28 protein-coding genes and 1 other annotated feature are annotated in these 25,933 nt (G+C 44.1%); of the genes, 4 read left to right on the forward strand and 24 right to left on the reverse strand.

What is annotated here, in order from left to right; translation table 11 throughout:
• Positions 1-162: 162 nt before the first annotated feature.
• The 3 genes from sda to sigK all read left to right on the forward strand — a co-directional run bounded on the left by sda (position 163) and on the right by sigK (position 2,306).
• Positions 163-303, forward strand: coding sequence for a sporulation histidine kinase inhibitor Sda (gene sda, locus AC0VXY_RS14995; RefSeq protein WP_034757416.1), 141 nt, complete (start codon positions 163-165; stop codon positions 301-303).
• A 341-nt stretch (positions 304-644) separates the two neighbouring features.
• On the forward strand, positions 645-1,184 hold the full coding sequence (gene pssA / locus AC0VXY_RS15000) for a CDP-diacylglycerol--serine O-phosphatidyltransferase (protein WP_435990068.1): 540 nt from the start codon (positions 645-647) through the stop codon (positions 1,182-1,184).
• Positions 1,185-1,586: 402 nt separating this feature from the next.
• On the forward strand, positions 1,587-2,306 hold the full coding sequence (sigK, locus tag AC0VXY_RS15005) for an RNA polymerase sporulation sigma factor SigK (RefSeq protein ID WP_475525704.1): 720 nt from the start codon (positions 1,587-1,589) through the stop codon (positions 2,304-2,306).
• Between the two features lie 460 nt (positions 2,307-2,766).
• Here the strand turns inward: sigK and AC0VXY_RS15010 are convergent, their stop codons facing one another.
• From AC0VXY_RS15010 to AC0VXY_RS15035, 6 genes are all read right to left on the reverse strand, one after another.
• Positions 2,767-2,907, reverse strand: coding sequence for a YrzI family small protein (locus AC0VXY_RS15010; RefSeq protein ID WP_435990067.1), 141 nt, complete (start codon positions 2,905-2,907; stop codon positions 2,767-2,769).
• A gap of 365 nt (positions 2,908-3,272) precedes the next feature.
• Entirely contained in the window at positions 3,273-3,509 is a 237-nt protein-coding gene (locus tag AC0VXY_RS15015) for a YrhC family protein (protein ID WP_475525705.1), read from the reverse strand.
• Between the two features lie 96 nt (positions 3,510-3,605).
• On the reverse strand, positions 3,606-4,742 hold the full coding sequence (locus tag AC0VXY_RS15020; protein WP_435990065.1) for a bifunctional cystathionine gamma-lyase/homocysteine desulfhydrase: 1,137 nt from the start codon (positions 4,740-4,742) through the stop codon (positions 3,606-3,608).
• Between the two features lie 2 nt (positions 4,743-4,744).
• Positions 4,745-5,668 (reverse strand): PLP-dependent cysteine synthase family protein, encoded by a 924-nt coding sequence (locus tag AC0VXY_RS15025; RefSeq protein WP_475525706.1) that lies wholly within the window; start codon positions 5,666-5,668, stop codon positions 4,745-4,747.
• Positions 5,669-5,805: 137 nt separating this feature from the next.
• Complete coding sequence (mtnN, locus tag AC0VXY_RS15030) at positions 5,806-6,498, reverse strand: 5'-methylthioadenosine/S-adenosylhomocysteine nucleosidase (RefSeq protein WP_435990063.1); 693 nt, start codon at positions 6,496-6,498, stop codon at positions 5,806-5,808.
• A gap of 15 nt (positions 6,499-6,513) precedes the next feature.
• Entirely contained in the window at positions 6,514-7,152 is a 639-nt protein-coding gene (locus tag AC0VXY_RS15035) for a class I SAM-dependent DNA methyltransferase (RefSeq protein WP_475525707.1), read from the reverse strand.
• A 187-nt stretch (positions 7,153-7,339) separates the two neighbouring features.
• On the opposite strand from AC0VXY_RS15035, the gene AC0VXY_RS15040 reads away from it, so the two are divergent.
• On the forward strand, positions 7,340-7,546 hold the full coding sequence (locus tag AC0VXY_RS15040; RefSeq protein WP_060670729.1) for a DUF2536 family protein: 207 nt from the start codon (positions 7,340-7,342) through the stop codon (positions 7,544-7,546).
• A gap of 50 nt (positions 7,547-7,596) precedes the next feature.
• Here AC0VXY_RS15040 and AC0VXY_RS15045 read toward each other — a convergent pair whose 3' ends face one another.
• From AC0VXY_RS15045 to recD2, 18 genes are all read right to left on the reverse strand, one after another.
• Positions 7,597-8,307 (reverse strand): YrrS family protein, encoded by a 711-nt coding sequence (locus tag AC0VXY_RS15045; protein WP_475525708.1) that lies wholly within the window; start codon positions 8,305-8,307, stop codon positions 7,597-7,599.
• A gap of 129 nt (positions 8,308-8,436) precedes the next feature.
• On the reverse strand, positions 8,437-10,194 hold the full coding sequence (locus tag AC0VXY_RS15050) for a peptidoglycan D,D-transpeptidase FtsI family protein (RefSeq protein WP_475525709.1): 1,758 nt from the start codon (positions 10,192-10,194) through the stop codon (positions 8,437-8,439).
• An 89-nt stretch (positions 10,195-10,283) separates the two neighbouring features.
• Positions 10,284-10,760: a transcription elongation factor GreA gene (gene greA, locus AC0VXY_RS15055; protein ID WP_060670735.1), complete on the reverse strand. Its 477-nt coding sequence runs from the start codon at positions 10,758-10,760 to the stop codon at positions 10,284-10,286.
• Between the two features lie 172 nt (positions 10,761-10,932).
• Positions 10,933-11,568, reverse strand: coding sequence for a uridine kinase (gene udk / locus AC0VXY_RS15060; RefSeq protein WP_435990059.1), 636 nt, complete (start codon positions 11,566-11,568; stop codon positions 10,933-10,935).
• Between the two features lie 5 nt (positions 11,569-11,573).
• On the reverse strand, positions 11,574-12,851 hold the full coding sequence (locus AC0VXY_RS15065; protein WP_475527874.1) for a peptidase U32 family protein: 1,278 nt from the start codon (positions 12,849-12,851) through the stop codon (positions 11,574-11,576).
• Positions 12,852-12,888: 37 nt separating this feature from the next.
• A complete protein-coding gene (locus tag AC0VXY_RS15070) occupies positions 12,889-13,815 on the reverse strand; it encodes a peptidase U32 family protein (RefSeq protein ID WP_475525710.1) in 927 nt (308 codons plus the stop codon).
• On the reverse strand, positions 13,812-14,459 hold the full coding sequence (locus AC0VXY_RS15075; RefSeq protein WP_475525711.1) for an O-methyltransferase: 648 nt from the start codon (positions 14,457-14,459) through the stop codon (positions 13,812-13,814). Before AC0VXY_RS15075 ends, AC0VXY_RS15070 begins: the two co-directional genes overlap by 4 nt.
• 192 nt (positions 14,460-14,651) lie before the next feature.
• On the reverse strand, positions 14,652-15,794 hold the full coding sequence (mltG, locus tag AC0VXY_RS15080) for an endolytic transglycosylase MltG (RefSeq protein ID WP_475525712.1): 1,143 nt from the start codon (positions 15,792-15,794) through the stop codon (positions 14,652-14,654).
• A gap of 163 nt (positions 15,795-15,957) precedes the next feature.
• On the reverse strand, positions 15,958-16,248 hold the full coding sequence (locus AC0VXY_RS15085; protein ID WP_034757367.1) for a DUF1292 domain-containing protein: 291 nt from the start codon (positions 16,246-16,248) through the stop codon (positions 15,958-15,960).
• A gap of 14 nt (positions 16,249-16,262) precedes the next feature.
• Complete coding sequence (gene ruvX, locus AC0VXY_RS15090; RefSeq protein WP_475525713.1) at positions 16,263-16,679, reverse strand: Holliday junction resolvase RuvX; 417 nt, start codon at positions 16,677-16,679, stop codon at positions 16,263-16,265.
• Positions 16,680-16,682: 3 nt separating this feature from the next.
• The gene (locus AC0VXY_RS15095; RefSeq protein WP_034757362.1) at positions 16,683-16,949 is read right to left on the reverse strand and encodes an IreB family regulatory phosphoprotein; all 267 of its coding nucleotides are present in this window, start codon (positions 16,947-16,949) and stop codon (positions 16,683-16,685) included.
• Between the two features lie 83 nt (positions 16,950-17,032).
• The gene (alaS, locus tag AC0VXY_RS15100) at positions 17,033-19,666 is read right to left on the reverse strand and encodes an alanine--tRNA ligase (protein ID WP_475525714.1); all 2,634 of its coding nucleotides are present in this window, start codon (positions 19,664-19,666) and stop codon (positions 17,033-17,035) included.
• A 61-nt stretch (positions 19,667-19,727) separates the two neighbouring features.
• Positions 19,728-19,945, reverse strand: a binding site (T-box leader).
• A 58-nt stretch (positions 19,946-20,003) separates the two neighbouring features.
• On the reverse strand, positions 20,004-21,101 hold the full coding sequence (locus AC0VXY_RS15105; protein ID WP_475525715.1) for an AI-2E family transporter: 1,098 nt from the start codon (positions 21,099-21,101) through the stop codon (positions 20,004-20,006).
• Positions 21,102-21,231: 130 nt separating this feature from the next.
• Positions 21,232-21,363: a YrzQ family protein gene (locus AC0VXY_RS15110; RefSeq protein ID WP_079531766.1), complete on the reverse strand. Its 132-nt coding sequence runs from the start codon at positions 21,361-21,363 to the stop codon at positions 21,232-21,234.
• A gap of 15 nt (positions 21,364-21,378) precedes the next feature.
• Positions 21,379-21,564 carry a hypothetical protein gene (locus AC0VXY_RS15115; protein WP_034757353.1) on the reverse strand — a complete coding sequence of 62 codons (186 nt, stop codon included), beginning with the start codon at positions 21,562-21,564 and terminating at the stop codon, positions 21,379-21,381.
• Between the two features lie 196 nt (positions 21,565-21,760).
• Positions 21,761-22,768: a biotin synthase BioB gene (gene bioB, locus AC0VXY_RS15120; protein WP_435990052.1), complete on the reverse strand. Its 1,008-nt coding sequence runs from the start codon at positions 22,766-22,768 to the stop codon at positions 21,761-21,763.
• Between the two features lie 17 nt (positions 22,769-22,785).
• A complete protein-coding gene (locus AC0VXY_RS15125; RefSeq protein WP_435990051.1) occupies positions 22,786-23,388 on the reverse strand; it encodes a biotin transporter BioY in 603 nt (200 codons plus the stop codon).
• Positions 23,389-23,523: 135 nt separating this feature from the next.
• Positions 23,524-25,923 (reverse strand): SF1B family DNA helicase RecD2, encoded by a 2,400-nt coding sequence (gene recD2, locus AC0VXY_RS15130; protein ID WP_475525716.1) that lies wholly within the window; start codon positions 25,921-25,923, stop codon positions 23,524-23,526.
• Positions 25,924-25,933: the final 10 nt, after the last annotated feature.

A 25,933-nucleotide genomic window follows, 5' to 3' on the forward strand; every position in this document is an offset into this window, starting at 1 on the left:
TTACCAGTTATATACAAGTTAGTCACAACTTATCCACCATGAACTGTGGATAACGGAACGCTTGTTCTGAAAAAATAATTTTGGTAAAGTTACATTACTACTAAAAAACGTACTTACATTAAGTTTCGAATAAAAAGATGATGAATAATGGAGGTGTCATTAATGAGGAAATTATCGGACGAACTGTTGATTGATTCTTATTACAAAGCATTGGAGCTGAAACTCAATACAGAATTCATTCGCCTCATCGAAATGGAAATTCACCGTCGATCTCTTACAAATAAAATTAAAGCTACTTCGTAGAATACTAACATGAAACGGGACGGATTTATATAAAATCCGTCCTCTTTTTTATGGAATATATGCTAAGATAGCATCACATTTCAAAATACTGACCTACTGTCTGTTCTTTCCTCAGAAGGCTGATCCTGGTCAAATCCCACTCAATTTAAAAAACGATTAACTTTAACAGTTTAATAAGTATATAATAAAATATACTTATATACTATATGAATAAGAATCTTTTTTCACTATGTGAGGTTAACCATCAACGTTAACCAGAAGAGCAGGCACTTGTTAAGACATATTTCAGCCATGTACCTTGTTCAACAGTGAGCAAACTTAAAAGAAGGAGTGAGTGATGATTGTTTCTCTCCGGAGTACTCGATCAAACGTTCAAAAAGCTTAAAACTCAAACAGCCAACCTGATTACCCTCTCGAATTTATCATTAGGTGGTTTTGCTATCATTTCCGTTTATCATAACCAATTACATCTAAGCTTGATCCTCATTTTCATCGCTGCGTTGACCGACAGATTCGATGGATTGGTGGCAAGGAAGTTAAACATCGAGTCGGAGTTAGGAAAGCAGCTGGATTCCATGAGCGACATCATTTCCTTTGGTGTGGCCCCTGCATTGCTTATGTATACGGCCGTTCTCAGTCAGTTTGACTTTCCCGGCATGTTCTTCACCGTTTTATATTTAGCCTGTGGCGCTTACCGGTTGGCCCGCTTCAACATTTCAGAAAATGACGGCTATTTTACCGGCCTTCCCATTACAGCAGCGGGCTGTTTACTGACACTGAGCTATCTTCTTATTCCATTTGTGTCGAGTGTGCTGATTGTGTGTATGACCATCGCGCTTTCTGTATTAATGGTCAGCCCTTTCACACTGAAGAAGATGTAAGGCATATAAGAGAGCCCGGTTCCTCGTGAACTGGGCTCTCTTTAAGTCTTCATGCACTTCGTATCAGGCTAACAGTTATTGACGTACCACCAGCCACCAAATAGGAAAAGCAAGATTAGCAATACAACGACTAAAGCAAAGTAGAATCCCCCGCCGCCATAGCAACCTGGATAGACTGGTCCGTAACATGGATATCCATAAGGCATGACCATACCTCCTCACTCACTTTTACTAACAGTATATGTACATGGGGAATGAGCGTATAGGCAGTTACATCTTTATTATTGAATTCAATTTGGAAAAAAATGTTCCATTTTCCGATTACTTTCACCGGACATGCAAGGACATTCCCTTTTTATCATATGAATGAGTATAGGCTTAAGTCCTCATGGAGGTGTAAATATGTCTGGCGTACTAACAGCACTGGGGTATTTCTTTAAGGAGTTAATTTTCCTAGTTTCTTACGTAAAGAATAATGCCTTTCCGCAACCACTGTCCGCTGCAGATGAACGAAAATATCTAAAGCTGATGGCAGAAGGGGATGAACACGCCCGCAACATGCTCATCGAACATAATCTCAGGTTGGTTGCCCACATCGTCAAGAAATTCGAAAACACAGGCGAAGATCCAGAAGATTTGATTTCCATCGGGACCATCGGGTTGATCAAGGCGATTGAAAGTTACTCAGAAGGAAAAGGCACGAAGCTTGCCACCTATGCGGCTCGATGTATCGAGAATGAAATTCTCATGCACCTACGTGCCCTTAAGAAAACCAAAAAAGATGTCTCACTCCACGATCCCATCGGCCAGGATAAAGAAGGAAATGAAATCAGCTTGATCGATATATTAAAATCGGAAAGCGATGATGTCATCGATACAATCCAATTAAGCATGGAACTCGAAAAGGTCAGAAAATATATTTGTGTATTGGACGAGAGGGAAAAAGAAGTCATCGTCGGTCGGTTCGGGCTGGATTTGAAAGAAGAAAAAACGCAAAGGGAAATTGCAAAGGAACTGGGGATTTCGAGGAGCTACGTCTCACGTATCGAAAAAAGGGCCCTCATGAAGATGTTTCATGAATTTTATCGTGAGGAAAAAGAAAAAAGGAATAAACCTCAATAAAGAAAAGCGGTCCAGGACCGCTTTTCTTTTTTTCTATTCTACACTGACTTCAGCAGAAATGATCAAACCAATTACAGACGTCAGGATAAGACCCATGATCATTGAAAACATCGTCATCCCTCTCCCTCATTAAACTGCACTTCTTACTATTAATGTATCACGAAAAAAAGGATATTCCCCTTCCATCCGTGAACAATTCTTTACTAAGTATTGACAGATATGTGACCGATGACAAAAGGAGGACCCCCGAGCCTTAGGGGATCCTCCTTTCATTTGTTATTTCAATTCCCGGGTCCTCTTTCTATGAAAGAAAGCAGACCAAATGACTATATTCAAAAACATCTCTCCACCACCTTCTGGTTCGTTAGGCAGTATCCTTCTCTACCCATAGCGCATTCAGCATTTTCTCCTGTATATAAATCATTTTTCATTCTCCTCTCCATCTGTTGTTTTTTTAGGATTAAAACATTTGAGACATATAGTGCTGCTTTGTTTTCGTTTCTTCATAGCTTTTTGAAACCATCTCGTTATGAGAAGCTTCTTCAAACGTTTCCTGTTTCTTATTGAAGGTTACCGTTATAAATAAAAGATTCAGTGTCATACAATATCACCCCTTTCAAAGTTCCTGCAGGTCTGCAGGGCATAATAAAAAGCCACAAAGCGACTGATCCTTGTGGCACAAAAAAGCCACAGGGATCTACATTCTCCCTGTGGCTATTATTGAATGAAATTCAAATTAAGCAGAAAACATCCCACAAGTGGTCGAATGATAAAAACAATATGAAGTTGTGTCTTTTTTTCCAATAAGCACGAACATTTCCTTCGACCTCCCTCTTGTGATTTTTTTCTTACATTGGTTAGTATATCCAATTCTTACACTAAAGTAAACTCTTTTCCTCATTATTTTTTCTACAAATTTCCACATGAAAAAGCGGATTCTCCATGAGAACCCGCTTTTTTCATCTATTATTCATCTGATTGCAGATCTTTTTTATATTTGATTGCTTTTGTGAAGAAATATAGTGACAGCCCGAGTAAAGCAACGGTCCCTGTCATGAGGGGTATCATTTTACCTGGTGTGACCGTGACTGTCGGAATGATGACACCTAAATACATAAAGACACTCAGTGCAAGTAATGTAAATCCAAATCGTTTGAAATCGACGACCTTATGTTGAATGGTCTTTTTGCTTGTGTTCTTCATTGCATCCACCTACTTTAGAACTAGTAAACTCTCATTCTATGGTAACACATGATTCCATCCAGCCTACCATGTAATTGATACCAGTTCTGCCATGGGTTACTTGGAAAGTGCGTTTTCGATATCTTCAATCAGATCTTCCACATCTTCAAGACCGACAGAGATCCTGACAAGACCGTCCGTGATACCAAGTTCGTTCCTACGCTCTGCCGGAATCGATGCGTGCGTCATGCGTGCCGGGACGGAAATAAGACTTTCCACTGCGCCGAGACTTTCAGCCAGAGTGAAATATTTCGTATTGGTTAGCAGACGGTCTGCATTTTCTTCACTACCTACATCAAAGGACACCATCCCACCGAATCCTGAGGCCTGTTTCTTGGCGATGGCGTGATTTGGATGAGTTTCAAGTCCTGGATAGTAAACTTTTGATACTTTCGGGTGAGCTGTCAGGAACTCGACAATTTTCCGTGTATTCTCTTCATGCTCTTCCATGCGCAGCCCTAAAGTCTTGATCCCGCGAATCAATAACCATGAATCCTGCGGTCCAAGGACCCCGCCTGTGGAATTCTGTACAAAGAATAATTCTTCAGCCAGTTCTGCTGAATTCACTACCACGAGTCCAGCGACCACGTCGCTGTGCCCCCCGATGTACTTCGTTGCACTGTGGAGGACAATGTCTGCTCCATGGGCAATCGGGTTTTGCCAGTAAGGTGTGCTGAACGTATTATCTACGATGGTTAGCAGATTGTGTTTTTTAGCAAATGAAGCGGCTCCCTCGATATCCGTGATTTTAAGTAATGGGTTGGTCGGTGTTTCAATATAAACCGCTTTTGTATTTGGCTGGATGGCTTTTTCGATATTGCTGACATCGCTTGTATCAACGAATGTGGACTCGATGCCGATTCGGTTCAATACCTTGGTCATGACACGGTATGTTCCGCCATATACATCATCTGTCATCACGATATGATCCCCGCTGTTGAACATCATCATGACTGCAGTGATCGCCGCCATCCCCGAACCGAATGCAAAGCCTTTTTCCCCGCCTTCAAGATCTTTGATCAGCTCTTCAAGGGCGTGTCGGGTAGGATTTCCTGACCGTGAATATTCGAATCCCTTGTGCTTTCCTACTTCATCCTGCTTATACGTACTCACCTGATAGATGGGAGTGGATACGGCACCTGTTTGAGGATCTGTCGGGATACCACCGTGGATTAATTGCGTTTTCTTTTTCATGATTAGATTCCTCCTTGATAAATTTTTTTACTTAAATATCGCTCGCTTGAGTCCGGGAAAATGGTGACGATATGACTTCCCGGTTCCGCCTGTTCCGCCTCAAGGAGTGCTGCATGGAGGGCTGCACCTGAGGAGCTTCCCACCAGTAAGCCTTCTTTAGCGGCCAGTTCTTTCACTCTTCTGAATGCATCCTCGTCCGTGACGGTGTGGATGCTGTCAAAATACGCTGAATCCATATAATCCGGAAGAAATTCCATACCGATTCCTTCTGTTTTATGAGGTCCTGATTCTCCCCCATTCAAGATGGATCCTTCAGGTTCAACGATGACCGTTTTAATGGTATCCTTCATTTCTTTGAGATAGCGGGCAGTCCCCATGAAGGTTCCCCCGGTGCCGGCACCGGCGATGAAGGTATGAATCTCTCCATCCATCTGCTTCCACAGTTCTGGGCCCAATGTTTTGTAATACGTGTCCGGGTTGGCTTCGTTCCCAAATTGCTGCGGGGAATACGAGTTGGTAATTTCGTTCACCAATTCCGCTGCTTTCGCGATCGCTCCCATCATCCCCTCTTCAGTAGGGGTATGGACGATTTCCGCTCCAAGGGCTTTCATCAGTTCCTGCTTTTCCATGCTGAATTTTTCAGGAATACAGAATTTCACTTTATATCCTGAGTTCACGGCGGCTAAAGCCAAGCCGATTCCCGTATTGCCTGCCGTCGGTTCGATGAAGGTTCCTCCCTGCATGATCTTACCGTTCTCCACTGCATCTCTTAATAGCTCAAGTCCCAATCGATCCTTCACGCTGCCTCCGGGGTTAAAGAATTCAAGCTTCGCGAAGAGACGGACTCCGTTCTTCAGCTGGAAATGTCTCAGTTCAACAATCGGTGTATTCCCTATCAGGTCATGTACACTTTTATACACGTCCATTCATTCAATCCCCTTTCAAACAAAAACTGACCCTTTCACCAATCCGTCTTCACTACCGATGAATGGACCGTTCGTCTGAACATGTCTCGTTCACGTGATGAGAGGGAGATGCCTGGGTCAGCTGTATTCTCTTTGTATTAAACAGATTTCACGATGTTCATGACCATTTTAGCCGAATGAAGTGCAGCCTTTTCCAGGTATTGTTCGAACGACACATCCGATTCCTTACCGGCGATATCCGAAAGGGAGCGGATGATGACAAATGGTACGTTGAATTGATGCGCCACTTGCGCGATGGCTGCCGCTTCCATTTCCACTGCCTGCAAATCCATGAATTTGTCACGGATCGCATCGACCCGCACTGGATCATTCATGAATGAGTCGCCAGTGGCAATCAATCCGGACACCACCTGTGCACCTCCAAGCTCCTTGACGCTGTCGATGGCGGTTTGCTTCAATTTCTCATCTGCTGTGAAGGCTGCCGGGAGCTGCGGGACCTGGCCGTATTCATATCCAAAAGCCGTTACATCCACATCATGATGTCTTACTTCAGTGGAAATGACGACATCCCCAACGTTTAGAGAAGGATCGAATCCTCCTGCTGACCCTGTGTTGATGATGCAATCCGGTTTGAAATGCTGCAGCAGAACCGCAGTTGACATCGCTGCATTCACTTTTCCGATTCCTGAACGAAGTAAGATCACTTCTTTATCATTCATGGTACCGCTTGTATATTCACACCCGGCGATCGTTTCCATTGTCGGGTTTGATATATTTTCTCTCAGTAAGGCTACTTCTTCTTCCATTGCTCCGATGATGGCGATTTTCATTGCTAAAACCTCTTTCTACTGTTTAGTCGCCTCCATGATCCACACAAATGTATTCACTTGCTGAAACTGTACGGAAAACCCATTATCACGTAAAAGCTCTTTTAACACTTCAAGAGTCGTGTAATATTCCCGTTTTAAATCTTCAGCCAGATTGATATACTCTTTTTTTATTGCTTGGGATATGGCGGCTTGATAATGCTGATCCGTTTCAAACATCGTATCGGCAAATACTATTTTACCACCTTGTACTAGGAGCTTTCCATAAATGCCGAAAGCTTTTCCCTTTTCTTCATCGGTTAAATGATGGAATGCATAAGAGCTTACAATGGAATCAGCGTTTCCTTCTAAGGAAAAATCCAGAAAATCACCGTCACGGAATGTGACCAAATCGCCAAGCTTCTGCATTCCAATCGCCCTCATTTCAGGAGACGGTTCAAAAGGAATGACCTCGAGCCCTGCATCTAATAGCTTCTTTGTTAAATTTCCTGTACCGGGTCCAAACTCGACCACCTTCCCCTTTGAACGGGAAACCACTTCGTCAAGAATCGAATCATAGTGTTCGAATACCGCTTGATATTCCTCATCATTCCCTGTCACCGTATCATCATAAGAATCTGCCCAGTCCTGGAACAAATCCAAAAATTCTCTCCCCATCGTTCAGCACCTCAGCCACATTAAGTTTATAATTCCTATAAACATACTATGAATTAATTTTAAAACTGTTATTAAATTATCATATTCTCCTGATGAATTCAACAATTATTCATTGTCAAAAGGGTGGGGGGACTCTAAAATAGAGGGAGAAAGCCTATCCAGATCATGCGTAATAAGGAGGTTCACCATGAATATTTCATTCGATTTAATAGAAGATAAAGTGGAATTTTTTGAAGCTGACAATCTCAGGACTTTGGAGAAAAAGGTAGACGAACAGATCCAGCATAATAAAGCCATCATGCTGAGCGTCCATCACGTGGATCATTCCGTTTCCATCGATGAGAACGGCAGAAGATTGTACAGTGCCATGGTTCATTTTAAGGTGAAGAAGTAATTCATGCAAAAAGGCCCTTCCATATGATTGGAAGAGCCTTTTCATTTAAATCAGTCTTTATCATTTTCCTTTAATTCCTGTACTTTCGTCGGCTGCCATCCTTTGCCGTCGACCCATTGGAGGTACACTCTGTAAGGTGTCTTTGTATCCTTAGCCGTCACGGTCGCCATGGACTTCTGAGGACCGCCATTCCCTTCCATCCACCAGACGGTCATGTTGCCTTCAGGGATGCCTGTAGCATAAGAAGTTGCCTCGATTTTCTCCTGCCAGTCGACAGATCCTTCTTCATAGACGGATACGTGTTCACCTGTCTGCTCGGTGCCGATCGGCTTCCAGTCGGGATGCACCATGGTTTTCACCACATTCGGTTCTGTACCTTCCTCGACTTTCATCTTACTTTGGTCTTCCCCATCTAATTCGACAGAATCTTGATCCTCATCAGAGGACTTGTCTTTCTTTTGTTCATCCTCTTTTTTCTTATCTTTGTCTTTTTGTTTATCGTCCGCTTTATCCTTCGAATCGTCTTTCTCATCCATGGAAACGGTATTGTCTTTTTCTTTCTCCTTGTTGCTCTTGTCCGCATCCTTGGTTTCTGAATTTTTCGGAGCATCTGTTGTTGCCTTTTCGTCGCCGCCCCCTCCAAAAACGAGGGTGCCTCCTACCACGACAATTAATAGAAGTACGATTGCAATCATTATGTTTAACAGTTTATTTGTATTCTTTTTAGATCGTTTGTCTAATCGAGATTGGTATTTCGCCATTTTGTTCCCTCCCTATTATCCTAAACATTTTAACATGATAAGAGGAAAAGAATAAAGCGAAACATTATCCATAACGGGATGATTCAGCTATAAAGGGAAAAAGGTCACAGAACTCACGGAACCTCCCTTCTACTCATGATCAATCCGGTAGACAGCATCGACGCTGTCTTTGAAGATCGGATAAATTCCTCCTTCGCCTATGGTCACGTCCATGTTGACGGCTACCAGGGCATATTTGGGATCTTCGAAGGGAAAATAGCCTGCGAACCATTTATTATATAATTCGTTTGCCTTCATCCTTTCTCCCCGGTAATTCCCAGTCTGTGCCGTTCCAGTCTTTCCGGCGATGGTGTAGGCGGCGTTTTGCAAATAGGGTGCGGTACCTTCCGGTGAGTTCACCACACCTCTAAGATACTGCTGAAGCTTCATGGCCGTGAAAGGGGTGATCGTCTCCCCCTCTACCTTCTGTTTAGGAAAGGAAAACATGTTGGTCCCATTTTGATACTGCACGGAAGAGACGGCACTCACCTGAAATTTCTCTCCCCCCCTGGCAATCGTGGCCATCATATTGGCAATGCCGAGTGGGGTGACGCGGACTTCCTGTTGCCCGATGCCTGTTTGGGCGACTAGTTTAGGTTCCGCCCTGTCCCCATCGGAGGCGAAGATCCTTCCTTCACTCACCTGAAGCTGGGGAAAGCTCTCGTAATGAAAGACATTGCCTTTCCATGCAATGTCACCGATCAGTCCGATTTTCTCGGCATACTCATCGAGTAGGTGGTCATCCTTCTCTGTCAGCTCTTTAGCAAGATCCGCAAATGTACGGTTACAGCTGACAGCTATGCTTGTCTTTATATTAATGTCCCCGTGAGGTTTTTCTGCGGTTTCCCCATAGATGTCTTCATCACAAGGGAAAAGCCTCCGTTCATCCACCATCCCCTCATCCATCGCTGCAGCTGCGACGACGGTTTTAAACACAGAACCCGGGATCAGCGCTTTCAACATGTTATTCGTCGCTCCTCCACTGAATGGGTCACGGCTCTTCATGGCTGGTCTTGAAACACTGGCGAGTATTTCACTTTTTTCGATATCAAGTAGCAGAAGCCCCCCTTTTTGAATGTTATACGTATCAGCGACTTCTTCCAGTGCCTGCTGCATCCTTGCATCGATGGTCGTCTTCACATTCAGGGGGTAAAATGGGTTGGCTGGTGCCAGATACTTTACATCCACCCCGAATAATGGACCTCCTCTGGCATCGACATGATAAATCAATTTCGCTTCCTCTTCTGCGACCAGCCATTCATCAAAGCTCTCCTGAAGTCCTGACACCCCGATTTTCTGATTGGCGCCCTTTACTTTGTCAGGGTAGCGCTCGTGGAATACGTCTGTATTTTCCCCCGTCACCCCGATCAGCTGGGATGCAGGCACCTCGTCGCTTTTAAACTTTTTCGTAAGGGCAAACACTCCCTGTATTTCAAGGGAATTAATTTCCTTCATCTGTTCTTCTGAAAGTCTTAAGGGATCTTTCCCTCCGAAAACGATCGGCCCTTTCGCTTGCTCCACTTTCGTTCGGATCGTTTGCTGTGGAACATGAAGGATCTCTGCCACTTTTGCAACCGGCCAATCCAGTTGTTTAAGAAACGGGAAAAGGACCAGAACATTCTTTTCTGTAAACGTAAGGGGTTCACCGTTCCGATCGAGAAACTCCCCCCTGCCTTCATCGATCACCAATGCTTGCGTCCGTTGCGCGACGCTTTCTTCAAGAAGATTGATTTTATGTTTGGAATAGGATTCAGTCTGAAATAATTGCAATTGCATCAATCTCCCTGAAAGCCCAGAGAGAGCAAGTAATAGGACGATACTGAACAACCTGATTCGTTTCCGCTTCATTTTGTCACCTCGTCCCCATTGTTGACGAGTTTTAGGCGAATTAATCATAAAAAAGAAGAGGCTCTAAATTCGAGCCCCTTCCCGGGTGATCAGCTTACTTCTACAATCTTGACGCTCATTTCCCCACCTGGAGTCTGAACATTCACTTCAGCGCCTACTTTATGTCCAAGAAGGCTTTTCGCAATTGGAGAATCATTTGAAATCTTTCCTTCAAATGGATCCGCTTCTGCACTACCGACGATTGTGTATGTTTCTTTGTCCCCGTCCGGCAATTCGACGAATGTCACTTTTTTACCTAATTGAACTGTATCTGAATTCATATCATTTTCTTGAATGATCTTCGCATTGCGAATCATGTTTTCCAGAGTGGAAATACGTCCTTCAACGAATGCTTGTTCATCTTTCGCTGCATCGTACTCAGAGTTCTCGGATAAATCCCCGAAGCTGCGGGCGATCTTAATGCGCTCAACGACTTCTTTACGTTTAACCGTTTTCAAATTCTCCAGTTCTTTTTCTAACTTTTCTTTACCTTCTGCTGTCATCGGAAATACTTTATCTGTACTCATGACCCTCTTCACTCCTTTTCTATCTAAGAGCTTCCCCATGCTCCATATGTAAATGTTCTACGTATGTAAAGGGAGGGAATGGAGGTGGAATTTCTTCTCTCTCCATTCCCTGCTTCTTTACATTGTGGGAAATGTTAAATCTCGCCTATATGTCTTTATCTATGCTATCGTATTACAAAAATGACTTTTGTTCAAGAATTGTTTGAATTTTAGTTACCATCAAATCGATTGCCACGTGATTATGACCGCCTTCAGGGATGATCACATCGGCATATCGCTTCGTCGGTTCGATGAATTGATTGTGCATCGGGCGAACGACGGTAATGTATTGATCGATGACAGAATCAATGGAACGTCCGCGCTCTTTAATGTCGCGAAGCATTCTTCTGATGATCCGAAGATCCGCATCTGTATCTACATAAAGCTTAATATCCATTAAGTTACGCAATCTTTCATCTTCTAATACTAAAATCCCCTCTAAAATAATCACATCTTTCGGTTCAACGAGAATCGTATCATCCGAACGAGTGTGCATTTTATAATCATACACCGGCTTATTGACGGGCTGATGATCTAAAAGACCGTGCAAATGTTGAATCAACAAATCATTATCAAAGGCTAATGGGTGATCATAATTGGTTTTCAGACGTTCCTCAAAAGGTAGATTCGATTGATCTTTATAATAATAATCCTGCTGCAGCATTAAAATCGAATGACCTTGGAATTTTTCATAAATGGCTTTGGTGACACTCGTCTTACCTGAGCCGGATCCTCCTGCTACACCAATCACAACGGGTTTCTGCTTCATAAGTATTAGGTGTTCTCCTTTCGCATCATGTTATCAGGATATACTCTCTGATGAACTTTGAATTTTACAATTTGTAACGGGTGGCGGGCTACTTCAAGTTCATTTCCCCGTTCATCCCACATTTTTTCTATAACCTGGGTAAAATTGGAGATTTCAGGACCAAAAAACTCTACTTCCTGTCCGGCCTTAAAATGGTTCCGTTGCTGCAGGGTGACGATCTGGGTTTCTTCATCGTAATCCAATACCAGTCCTACAAATTCATAATTTGTATTCTTCTTGTTATGAACTCCGAACATCTGCTCCTTGAATCCGGGTACCCCTTCAAAAAATGCCGGGGCAGTTTCACGATTCGCGCACTTCTCAAGCTCCTCGAGCCACTCTTTCTGAATCTTGAAGTTATCCGGGTCCTTACAATATTCATCGATCACTTTGCGGTATACACTAACCACCGTGGCCACATAGTGAATGGACTTCATTCGACCTTCAATTTTCAAACTGTCGATTCCCAATTCAATCATTCCCGGAATGGATTCGACAAGCTTCAAGTCTTTTGGACTCATGGCGAAAGGGGCATCTGCTTTATCGTAAAGGGGATTTTCCCCGTCTTCATTCAATTCATATAAATCATAGTCCCAGCGGCATGACTGACAGCAGCCCCCGCGATTTGAATCCCTCGCTGTCATATGGTTACTTAATGTACAACGTCCGGAATAGGCAATGCACATCGCTCCGTGAATGAAGGTCTCAATCTCTATATCCACTTTCTCTTTCATTTCCTGGATATCTTTGCCGCTTGCTTCACGGGCAAGCACCACCCGGTCCAGTCCTTCTTCTTTCCAGAATTGAACGGCTTTCCAGTTTGAAAGGGACTGCTGTGTACTTAAGTGCACTTCTACATTCGGCGCCACCCTTCTGCAGGTTTCAATGATAAGGGGATCTGCAACAATAATCCCCGCTACTCCGGCTTCCTCCAGTCCTCGAAGATAATCTTCAAGACCATCCATGTTTTCATTATGGGCATAGATATTCGTGGTAACATAGATCTTTGCACCATATTTCCGAGCGAACTCCACGCCTTCTTTCATGTCTTCAAAGGTGAAATTACCGGCATTTGAACGCAGTCCATATTCCTGCCCGCCGATATAGACAGCATCAGCACCATAATGGACAGCAATCTTCAATTTTTCCAGATTACCGGCAGGAGCCAGTAATTCAGGTTTCTTCACAATGACACGCTTCCCGTCCACAACCTTCGAGATCGTTTTTTTCACAACCGTGGTCATCATAACTCCTCCGTTCTGATCAATCTATCTATCGTTATTAATACACGGTTTCTTTAAAGAAGAATCCTGTATCCAACGGACGATTATCCGGCTGCTTGCCTTTCGCTTCTTCCAGAAACTCGTCTTTCTGTTCCTCATAACGCTCTTCGTCTTCTGCACACAAATCTATGGCCATACGATACAGTTTCGTCACTTCCAGGATATAAGCCGAAGACTTCATCACTCCATCGATCTTGAAAGAGTCGACACCCGCTTCCATCATTTCACCAAGCTCATCGATGATGCACATATCATTCGGACTCATGATGTGCGTGCCGTTCCCATCTTCAAAGATAGGATACTTATTATGACGCTCCTCATCGTGAAGAAACATATTGCGCTGTTCTTTCCGGTTTTCGATTTCCATCACTTTGCCTTGATATTCAAAATAATTCCCGAGCAATGAACGTTTGGATTGAAACATGCAGGTCATTCCATGCACCTGGACCTCGATTTCGACCTCTGCATGTTCTTTCATTTCTACAATGCTATCCATGCTTAATTCGCGGGCAAGTACTGCACGTTTTGCACCTTTTCTGCCCCAATAATTACAGGTGTACCAATTGGTGGCCGTTGTTTCCGTATTCCAGTGAAGTTTCATCTCCGGCGCCTCACGTGCAGCCATCAGTACGGCGGGATCACCGAAGACAATGGCATCCGCCCCCCGATCTTTAAGAAATGCAATGTAGTCATCAAGTTCGGCGATTTTATCATTATGAAAGAGGGCATTCATCGCCACATATACTTTCTTATTGTGTTTGTGGGCGACTTTGATAGCTTCCCCCACATCTTCCCTGGAGAACTCCCCGGCAAGCCTCAGACCGTACCGCTCTTCACCGATCATGAAGGCATCGGCACCTGCAGAGGCCAACGGTTCAATATCGGACACACAGGCAGGGGTTACAAGAAGTTCCGGCTTTTTCATCGTTGTTCACCTCTTTTTTTACTGATGGCGATTCCGTCCCCGACTGGTAAAATACTCGTATCGAACTCTTCATGATTCATTAGCCATGCGTTATAATTCTGCAGCTTCTTGACCATGTTCCGAATTCTTTTTTGTTCGACGTGTTCCTCTGCAACCAGTCCTTTGAATAAGACATTATCCGAGTATACGACGCTGTTTTCTGACAGCATACCGGAGTATAGTTCAAAGAATTTCAGATACTGACCCTTTGCAGCATCTATGAAAATGGCATCGTACGGTCCGTGCTTTTTCACTTCTTCGGCAAGCTCTAATGCATCACCGAACAGGGTGACGACCCTCTTGCCATCTTCAGAACGCGAGAGAAACTCCTGTGCTGCTTCAAATCTTTCTTCATCCCGCTCAAGGGTGACGACCGTCGCCTCTGGAAGTGCCCCCGCCATTCGGAGGGCCGAATATCCGATGGCCGTCCCGATTTCAAGGATCACTTTCGGCTGTTGGATCCGTAACATCCCGAGGAGTGCTTCGATCCCGACCAGTTCCATGATGGGAACATTATGAACCTCTGCATATTGCTCCATCTCGGAAATCAAGGCTGGACGTCCTTTCACGATTGATTCTATATAGCCAATCACTTGTTCGTTCATATATAAGCCTCACGATCATGTTCATAAATGGTGTCCGTGTAACGCTTCTTTCTTAACATGAAAAGAAGAAAGCTACAATGAGCTTTCTACTTCACACGTTCATCAAGACAACGCCCGGATATAAAAATAACTTGTACTATTTTACCACACAGAGAAGAGGAAAGCGAATGTTTCTTTCCTCTTCTCACAGTGCTATTCTTCTTTGTTGGTAATATATTTTGCCTTTTTCTCGTTATGCTCATCCAGTGTTTCAGAATAATAAACCGAGCCGTTGGAAGCAGCGAGGAAATAATAATACTCTGTATCCTCAGGCTGCAGGGCAGCTTCGATCGAAGACAAGCCCGCATTTGCAATCGGACCAGGCGGCAACCCCTTCACTTTGTACGTGTTATATGGCGAATCCACTTCAAGATCTTTATATACGGTTTTATCTTTATGCTTCCCTAATGCATATAGGACCGTCGGATCTGTCTGAAGGGGCATTCCTTCTTCCATACGATTATAGAACACACTTGATATTTTCCCTCTGTCCGCTTTTTCCGTCGCTTCTTCCTCGATAAGGGATGAAAGGGTGAGAAGCTCATGAGGAGTATAATCGTTTGCTGCCATGGCTTCCTGGTATTGAGCCAACACTTCATTCGTTTGCGCGATCATCTTCTTTAGGATTGTGTCCAAGGATGGCTTCTTTTCATAGAAAGGGTACGTGGCAGGATAAAGATATCCTTCCAGCGGTCGTTTAATTTCTTTCTTGAAGATTTCATCTGTAATCAATTCCGGATATTCCTCTTTTAATTGCTCGAGCCATTTCTTATCGTTTAATTTCTTTTCAATCTCATCTTTTTTATATGGGGACTTATCAGCGATGATTTCTGCGATCTGATCTAATTGAAGTCCCTCTGGAATGGTAATCTTAAATTCTGCTTTTCTCATGACCTTACCAGTCTTCAAGCTGTTGACGATTTCATTCAATGTCATAGAAGGCGTCAAATTATAAGAACCTGCCTGGAACCCTGCTTCGTTATTGAATTTCACGTAATATTTAAAGACTGTTGAATTCTTAACGATCCCTTTGTCCTCCAGGATCTTTCCAATACTCGATACCCCGGAGCCAATAGGTATGTCCACTTTCACCGTTTTGGTATTATCAGGGTCAACCGGTTTCAGGGCTGAATTCACATAAAGGTAGCCGCCAATGGCCGTTCCCCCTATGATAATGACAAGACAAAGAATGACAAGTCCTACTATTTTTCTAATGACTTTGGCCTCCTCTTGCCTTTCAAGCAATTTCTTCATAAGTGTCTCTTTTATCTTTTTCTTTTCTTCCAACGCTTTCATTTCCCCCTTTCGAGCAAAAAAGCGGGCTATCCGTCATGCGTAATTCGACATCATCTCCACTATTATACAATATTTTGCACAAAGTGAAACAGGGACCTGCAAAAAGGGTGAATTTTTTGTCCCTTTTTGCGGTCCCTGTTTCATATAGTCCTATGACGACTGCTTATTCAGCGTCTTCTTCTTCATCAAGAAAAGTGTTTAACATTTCTTCGATCATGTCCCACTCTTCTTCTGTTTCAATCGGCTTTAATTCGCCTTCCTGACCTTCGTCCCCAGGCATGAATGCAGATGCATGAATCTCGATTTCTTCTTCATCGTTCTCATCTGCTCCAAGTGGATAATAAAGAACATAAGATTTATTGAATTTATCTGATTCAAATGTGAAAAGGACCTCGCATAATTGCTCATTTCCTTGTTCGTCAACTACTGTAATTTGTTTTTCTCCGTGTTCCATGAACATTCACCTCATTATTTTTGGCTGTCAAGGTATCCTTGAAGGATCATCATCGCAGCCATTTTGTCGATCACTTTCTTACGTTTCTTTCTGCTTACGTCGGCTTCTAAAAGCACTCGTTCAGCAGCCATTGTGCTCAGTCTTTCATCCCAGTATTTAATGGGAAGGGATAACTCCTGATGAATCAATTCTCCATAAGCTTTAGACGCTTCCCCACGTGGACCAATCGTGTTATTCATGTTTTTAGGCATTCCAACCACAACGGTATCCACCTGGTATTCATCGGCAAGTTCCCTAATTCGATCCATCCGGAACACACCTTGATTTTCGTCGATCTTAATCGTTTCAATTCCTTGAGCTGTCCAGCCAAGCTCATCGCTGATTGCGACTCCGACTGTTTTAGAGCCAACGTCTAAACCCATTACACGCATCTATTATCCCTCTTTGTGTTGTTTCAAATACGATTTGACTAATTCTTCGATGATTTCATCTCGTTCTAAACGGCGGATGATATTTCTGGCATCTTGATGTCTGGGAATGTAAGCCGGGTCTCCAGATAATAAGTATCCTACGATTTGATTGATCGGGTTGTACCCTTTTTCCTGCAGAGCATCGTGAACCTGTAAGAGCACTTCCTTCACGTCATGTTCGAACGGCTCCTCTGAAAAATCAAACCGCATCGTTTTGTCAAAAGAACTCATTTTTAGCACCTCTCTTTAGGCTTGTCTTTTTGACAACCGAATTGTTAATCGTTACCTCCATTGTACACCACTTTCACACGGAGTTAAATGGATTTGACCCATTCTTCTACAAATTGAAGGGCTTCTTCGACTTTTTCTGGATTTTTACCGCCGGCCTGGGCCATATCCGGACGACCGCCGCCGCCTCCACCACAGCGTGATGCGACTTCTTTGACCAATTTACCTGCATGATATCCTTTTTCGACTAAATCACTAGTAACTCCTGCAATGATGGTCACTTTATCTTCTCCAGTTGTTGCCAGTACGATCACCCCGGATGAAAGCTTCTGCTTAAGATCATCCATCATCGTGCGCAATCCATTGCTGTCACCTGATGCCACTTTTGCAGACAGGACATTCACACCATCAATGACCTTCACTTGATCCGTTAAGCTGCCTGCTTCTATGTTAGACAACTTTGCAGATAATGATTCATTTTCCCTTTGAAGCTCTTTCATCTCACCTAATAATGAGTCAGCTCGATTGACTACTTCTTTCGGATTCGATTTCAGTTTCGCTGCAACCTCTTTCAGTTGAGATACCTGATCATTCAATACTTTATATGCATTTTCTGCCGTAACGGCTTCGATTCTTCTAGTACCGGCACCGATCCCGCTTTCAGAGAGGATCTTGAATAAGCCGATCTCGGATGTATTGGATACGTGACAGCCTCCGCAAAGCTCCAGGCTGTAGTCTCCAATCGATACGACACGCACTTCTGAACCATATTTCTCACCGAATAACGCCATGGCACCCATCTCTTTAGCCTCGGAAAGAGATTTAAGGGCCGTGTTCACCGACATCGCCTTCCAAACTTTCTCATTGACGATGGTTTCGATCCGTTCCATTTCTTCTGAAGACACAGATCCGAAATGGGAGAAATCAAATCTCAGACGATCAGGTTCAACCAGGGAACCTGCCTGATTCACATGATCTCCAAGGACATCTTTCAATGCCTGATGAAGAATGTGGGTCGCTGTATGGTTTTTCTCCACTCTTGTTCTGGACTCACGGGAAACCTTCGCAAGGACTTCGGCCCCCTGCACCAATGTCCCCTCTTCAACAACTGCTGTGTGAAGGTTTTGTCCATTTGGCGCTTTCTTGACCGTTTTAACGGATACTTTTACGCCTTCTGCCTCGATATATCCCTTATCCCCGATCTGTCCTCCGCTCTCTGCATAGAAAGGAGTTTCGTTTAGAATGAATTGGCATTCCTGACCTTTACCGACTTGGGGCTGACGTTCATTGTCCACCAATAATTCAAGAACTGTAGCTGTACTTTCGAGTGTATCATATCCGACAAAACGGCTTTCAACGGTTATATCACTCAGGACTCCACCTTGCACCTGCATGCTTCCTACATCCTGACGGGCAGATCTCGCTCTTTCACGCTGACCTTCCATCTCTCTTTCGAAACCTTCATGATCAACCGTCAATCCTTCTTCTTCGGCATACTCTTCCGTTAATTCAACAGGGAAACCATACGTGTCATAAAGACGGAAGACATCTTCACCAGGGATCACGTTACTTCCGGAAGATTTTTGCACCTTTACGATGGAGGAAAGGATAGCCAGGCCTTCATTCAATGTCTCATGAAACCGGTCCTCTTCATTTTTCACCACTTTTTGAATGAATTCTGCTTTTTGCTTCACTTCCGGATAGAAGTCAACCATGATGTCAGAAACGACCGGAACCAGCTCATACATGAATGGGCGATTGATTTCGATCTGTTTCGCAAAGCGGACAGCGCGGCGAAGAAGTCTTCTTAAGACATACCCGCGGCCTTCATTGGAAGGAAGGGCCCCGTCACCGATTGCAAAGGAAACCGTTCTGATATGATCGGCGATCACTTTGAATGCAACGTCAATATCATCATTCTTACCATAGGATTGACCTGAGATTTTTTCCGTTTCTTCGATGATCGGCATAAATAAATCTGTGTCAAAGTTGGTTGGGACTTCCTGAACGACACATGCCATCCGCTCAAGGCCCATACCAGTATCAATGTTCTTCTTAGGAAGAGGTGTATATGTTCCGTCAGGATTGTGATTGAATTGTGAGAACACCAGATTCCACACTTCAAGATAACGATCATTTTCCCCGCCTGGATATAATTCGGGATCTTCCGGATTGTCTCCATATTCTGGTCCTCGATCATAGAAGATTTCTGTATTCGGACCACTTGGACCTTCGCCGATATCCCAGAAGTTCCCTTCGATACGGATGATGCGTTCAGCAGGTACGCCCACTTTTTGGTTCCAGATGTCAAATGCTTCGTGATCCTCAGGGTGGATCGTGACAGATAGCTTTTCCGGATCGAATCCGACCCATTTTGCATCCGTCAGGAACTCCCAAGCCCATTCAATCGCTTCCACTTTGAAATAATCCCCGATGGAGAAGTTTCCGAGCATTTCGAAAAACGTATGGTGACGGGCTGTCTTCCCAACATTCTCGATATCGTTCGTACGAATCGATTTCTGTGCATTCACGATTCTCGGATTTTGAGGAATCACACGTCCATCAAAATATTTCTTTAATGTCGCTACTCCACTATTGATCCATAATAAGGACGGATCTTCATGAGGGACGAGTGATGCACTCGGCTCTACTCCGTGTCCTTTTTCCTGAAAGAAATCTAAAAACTTCTGACGAATTTCTGCGCCTGTTAATTTGTTCATATCAAGCTTCCTCCTTTATATGTATGGTTAAAAAAGAATACAAAAAAGCCCTCATCCCTAAAACAGGGACGAGAGCTGTTTCTCGCGGTACCACCCTGGTTATGAATAAACACGATGGCGTTCATTCATCCCTCAATACACCTTAACGCGGCAAGACGGCAGGCTTTACCTGCACTCAGGATTAGCATTCCGTTATCCTTCATCTGAATTCCCTTGCAGCCTGGGGGATTTCTCTCTGGAAGATGGACTATAACGTACTCGGTCCTTCATTGCTTTCATTTTATGCGAATACTTGTATATGTTGGATTATAGAAATATTCATGGTATTTGTCAATGATCATTCCCATTTTTCAGCATTATCATTCTTCATCGCATGAAGAAAATGGGTCCTGCCGTGTAATATTGCCACCTTTATGACCGCCAGAAACGGAACCGCCACGATCATTCCGATCACTCCTCCCACCTCGCCCCCGAGGATCAAAGCCCCCATAATAAAGAGAGGATGCATATGAAGGCTTTTCCCGACGATGAGAGGTGATAGGATGTTACCTTCCAGGAACTGCAGGACCACGACAAGGATGACCACATAAATCACCATATTCGTGGAAATCGTACTTGCCACAATGGCTGCCGGTACAGCCCCGATGATCGGTCCGAAATAAGGGATCACATTCGTGACTCCAATGATCAACCCGAGAATGAGGGGGTATTTCATACCCATCATCCATAGGGTGATGGCTGAAACACCTCCGATGATCAAACAGACGAGGAGCTGCCCCCTGATGTAACCTCCGAGGGATTTATCCACGTCATATGAAAATGATATCGCACTCTGCCTCCATTTTTTCGGCGTGAGCTGCCACATGAACGCCTTTACTTTTGTTATATCCTTCAACAAATAAAAGGATACGAAGGGAATGATGGCGACGATGAGCAGACTGTTCATAAACTTCATGACGGTTGCCAGGACCAAAGCCACAAGACCCGTCACCCACGCTTCGAGTCCGTCTATTCTCTTCTCAAGCTGTGACTGGATCCCGTCCGGCCATGTGGAAGTCTCGCTTTGCACAACCTTCAACCACCCCTGGTACTGCTCTGTGAAAATCGGCGCGTTCTCCGATAAATCCTTCAGCTGATGAATGATGGCCGGGGTCCCTTTATAGATGCTATAGCCCAATCCCCCAAAGAAGAGGAGGTAGATGAGCAGTATGGCGATCCCCCTGTGAATGCCTGCTTCATGCAGCTTCTCCACTACCGGATGAAGCAGGTAGGCAATGAAGCCGCCTATGAAGAAGGGAAGCAGGGAAAAGAATACGACCTCTAATACCGGATGCCACACAGGCTTCAATAAATAGAGAACATATAGAAATAATGCAAAGATGAGGGCCATTGAAAGCCTGTATATCCAACTTGTATAGGATCTTCTTTCCACCATCCACACCTCCCTCTTTTCTCCTCTAGTGTTTGAAGATAAGAGGTGGTTTTATTCATTGGGATTCATTCACCCTTATTCACAAAAGAACAATAAAGAGACTGACCCATAATGAGCCAGTCTCTTTCAGCTGTTAAAAAAGTTTCTTTACTTGTTTACGGATTCGTTTCATTTGTCTCTGACTCATCATATTGGATCTTTGAGAATAGATGGAAGCCGCGACGCCTGCTCCAAAACCAACGATGGATGCAAATGTTTTATTCAAGAAAGACACCTCTTCCTAGCTTAGTCGGCGTTCTTCCTCATCAAACAAGTCATCTAAGGAGCTGAGTGATCCATCCTCTTCTACCTGGTGAGTATGAATGACTCCCTTAGATAAGGAAAGTTCAATATAGCAGCCCCAACAATAGTATTGGTTGATGCCGATCTTTCCGATATCTTTGCTCTGACAATTTGGACACTTCATCGGTACGTTCACCTCAGGGCTTCACCGGATAATGGTGATTATTCCCTACCATCATGTCCAATCAGTGCATGTTTTATACTTGTTTAATGAGTTCTGACGCACGAACATTGATGCAATATCAACGTTCTTATATAGTGTGGGATATTTTCCTGAATTCATAAGGAGTAACCTTTTCCATAGCATCCATTGAATATTTTTATCGGGTGGTGACGGACTGCCGGATTCCTTCTTTCACATAATCAATTTCGAATCCGAGATCTTCAAGCATTCTATGGTCCGCTGTCCCGTCCTGGCCGGCTGTCGTCAAGTAATCCCCGACAAAGATCGAGTTTGCGGGATAAAGGCCCAATGGCTGCAGGCTTCGCAGGTTCACTTCACGTCCACCGGATATCCTGATCTCTTTCGTCGGATTGATGAAGCGCATCAAGCAAAGGACCTTTAAGCAATATCTCGGGTTCAGTTCATCCGTTCCTTCAAGAGGCGTCCCGTCGATGGCATGAAGAAAATTGACCGGAATCGAGTCGGCGTCGAGAACCTTCAGGCTATGTGCCATATCCACCACATCCTGCAGCGTTTCTTTCATTCCGACGATGATTCCAGAGCAAGGAGAGATCCCTTGTGCTTTTGCCTGCTCTACGGTATTCACCCTGTCTTCATATGTATGGGAAGTGGTGATGTTTTCATGGTGGTTAACGGATGTATTGATGTTATGGTTGTAGCGATCCACCCCTGCTTCCTTTAACCGTTTCGCCTGGTCACCCTTTAATAATCCGAGGCACGCACATACCTTCAAATTATACTGTTGCTTGATTTCTTTAACCGCTGATACAACATGATCCACTTCCCGATTGCTCGGACCCCGGCCACTTGCCACGATGCAGTAGGTGCCTACATTTAGTTGATGAGCATTTTTTGCTCCCTTCATGATGGTTTCTTTATCCACCATGCGGTACTTCTCGATCGGTGCATCAGAGACGCTCGACTGGGAACAGTACCCACAATTCTCAGGACACAGTCCCGATTTGGTATTGATGATCATATTTAATTTGACCTTATTTCCATAATAATGTTTCCGGATCAAATACGCGCTGTGCAATAACTCCAAAAGCTCCTCATCAGGACTTCGCAGGATGGATAAAGCTTCTTCATTCGTTACTTCTCTTCCCTCAATGACCTGTTCCGCAAGTGCTTTCCACGTTTTCATAAGTCATCTTCCCCCCATTATGCTGCCCGATTCAGATTCCTGAATGTACTTTTTGATAGGACCGATTTCTCTAGACGATGTGCCATGACACCTGCACAGACGGCTAAAATGATGTCTTTAGGCAGTGGAACCACCATCCATGCCCATGCGAGCTTATAGGTGAATCCTTCCGGAGCTTGTGCCCAGAACTTGTAAGCAGCGTACATCCAGTTCGTTCCGACTACGTAATTGACCACCATCCCGACCAGTGCTGCGAAGATATATACTTTGATTCCTTTATGTTTATGTTTTTCTACGATTTTACCTGTGATGTAAGCTGTGAAAATAAACGAAACCACAAATCCGAAAGTCGGGCTCACTATAGATGATAACCCTGCTCCAAATCGTGCAAATACAGGGACCCCCACGAGTCCAACCAATGCGTACACTGTCATGGAAATCGCCCCGATCCTGCTTCCAAGAATTGCTCCTGCTAAAATGGCGAAAAACGTTTGTAGCGTAATAGGGACACCCCCCACTACCATAAAAGGTACGAATGTGGTGATGTTGGCACCAATCGCCATAAGTGCAACAAACATCCCTGCCAGTGTAAGATCGATCGTCCTTAATTTTCTGTTCATCTGTCTTCCCCCATCTGTCATTTTTTCTACAAGATAAGAATATCGCTTTCATTAAATATATGTCAACTTTAATTTATTTTAAGTTGACAATAAACCTAAAAAAAAGTTGATGAATGAAATCGTCATTCATCAACTTTATGCCTTCATGAAATCGTAAGGGCTGATCCCTTCCATTCCAATCATCGGATCTTCATTCAGGAGGAATTCTTCAATGGGTAAGTCCCCATCTGATGAATCCACTTCCCCCTGACTACCATCATGATCGATTAAGCCTCTCAGCTTCTCACTCAAGGTCGTTTTTCTGAGAAAGTCATCTTCCCTCTCCACTCCAAGTTTGAAAGCATCCAGCTCCCCGCAGAGAATGAGAAATTGCTTGCTCCTTGTAATGGCTGTATATAAGAGATTCCTCCGTAACATCCGATAATAACTCTTCACGACAGGTAAAATGACAATGGGAAACTCGCTTCCCTGGGATTTATGGATCGAGCAGCAATACGCATGGGTGATCTGCATGAGGTCCTGCCGTGTATACGTTACCTCATTGCCTTCATATGAAACAATGATCATGTCCTGTTTCTCAGTGTTTTCCTTTGCATAAAAGATCGAAACGATTTCACCGATATCCCCGTTAAAAACATTGTTTTCAGGCTGATTGACAAGCTGAAGAACCTTATCCCCTATCCGGTATTTCACATCCCCGAAGGCGATTTCTTTCCGGGTCCCATCATTACTGTTAAATATCTCTTGAAGAAGTTCATTCAAGCGGTCAATTCCTGCAGGACCCCTGTACATAGGGGCAAGTACCTGTATATCTTTTGGTGAGTAGCCCTTCTTCTTTGCATTTTCAACCACTTTTTGAACGACCTCGGAAATCTGATTCGTCCTGCATGGAAAGAACGAACGATCTTTTTGCTGTTTGGTCAAATCTGCGGGAACCTGTCCCCTTTTCATGTAATGGGCGAGTTCAATGATCGAGGAACCTTCTTCCTGCCTATATATATCCGTCAACCTGACAGTCGGCACGCTTTCCGAATTCAATAAGTCCTTCAGTACCTGACCTGGACCGACAGACGGCAATTGATCTTCATCCCCGACAAATATCACTTGGATATCCTCAGGCAGAGCCTTCAGCAATTGATGGGCAAGCCAAGTGTCGACCATGGACACTTCGTCCACAATCAACAGCTTGCCCTCGATGGCCCGTTCTTCATCGCTCTGAAATCCTTCCTGACCATTCCATCCGAGGAGTCGGTGGATCGTCATGGCAGGCAGCCCCGTTGATTCTGTCATCCGCTTAGCTGCACGTCCTGTAGGGGCCGTCAGCAATACGGGGAACGGTTCATCTTTGTAATCCTTGGGATCCAGAGAACACCCGTGAAGATCCGCGAACAGTTCGACGATCCCCTGAATGACAGTGGTCTTCCCTGTACCCGGTCCACCCGTCAACAGAAGCATGGGAGACATCAAGGCCGTCTCGATGGCTTCCTTTTGAGAAGGCGCATACTGCACTCCAAGCCTGTCCTCCAGGGCCCCCAGTGACAGAAGGAATTCAGACTGGGGAAATTGATCTTTATACTGGGTCTGGGACAGTATCTTTTCAATGTTTGTCACTATCCCTTTTTCAGAAAAATAGAGGGAGGGGACATACACCTTCGTCCCTTCACCGATGACTTTACTTTCTTCTTCCAGCGAAACCAGTTGACTGGATATATCGGTGAATTCAATTCTTTCAGGCTGACTTTTCTCTAGGAGCTCTTTCACCGTTACAATGAGTTCTTCCGCTTCAAGATACACATGACCCTGCTTGACGCATGTTTGTTCCAGGGTATATAAACAGCCGGCTTTGATCCGGTCCGGATGACTGCCTGTCAAACCAATCTTGGATCCCAATTCATCTGCCCGGGTGAACCCGATCCCTTCAATATCTTCCACAAGCTTATAAGGATTTTTTTGAATGATTTCAAGTGCCTGCTCTTTATAAGCCTGATAGACCTTCATGGAAATCTGGGGACCGAATCCAAGCTCATTCAGCATGATCATGACCCGCTCGAGCCCCTGATGCTCAGATAACGTATCATAGATACTCTTAGCCTTTTCTTTTGGAAGCTTTGGAATTTCATCTAAGAGGCTTGGATTTTCGAGTATTTTACTGATCGCATTTTCCCCGATATGCTCCACTATCTTCTCAGCTGTTTTTTTTCCGATCCCCTTAAATAGATCACTTGATAAATAATGGACGACGCCCTGTGTGGTTTGGGGGATTTCTTTCTTGAAATGCTTGGCATGAAACTGCATGCCAAACCTTGGATGCTCTTGAAACCTTCCATAAAATACATAGGTCTCATCTTCATGTATCTTAGGGAAATTCCCGGTTACGACCGCCTCTTTATCCTCGTATGAATCATTCGTTTCGTCCACACGGATTCTCACAACAGAATAGAGATTTTCCTCATTATGAAAAATAGTGACAAGATGTCTTCCTTTTATATAAATTTCTTCCTCACCAAACAGCTTTAAAGAGTCTTGCTGGCTCAAGGCAGTGAAC

It is taken from the genome of Rossellomorea sp. QJM3NY_18, assembly GCF_056173145.1.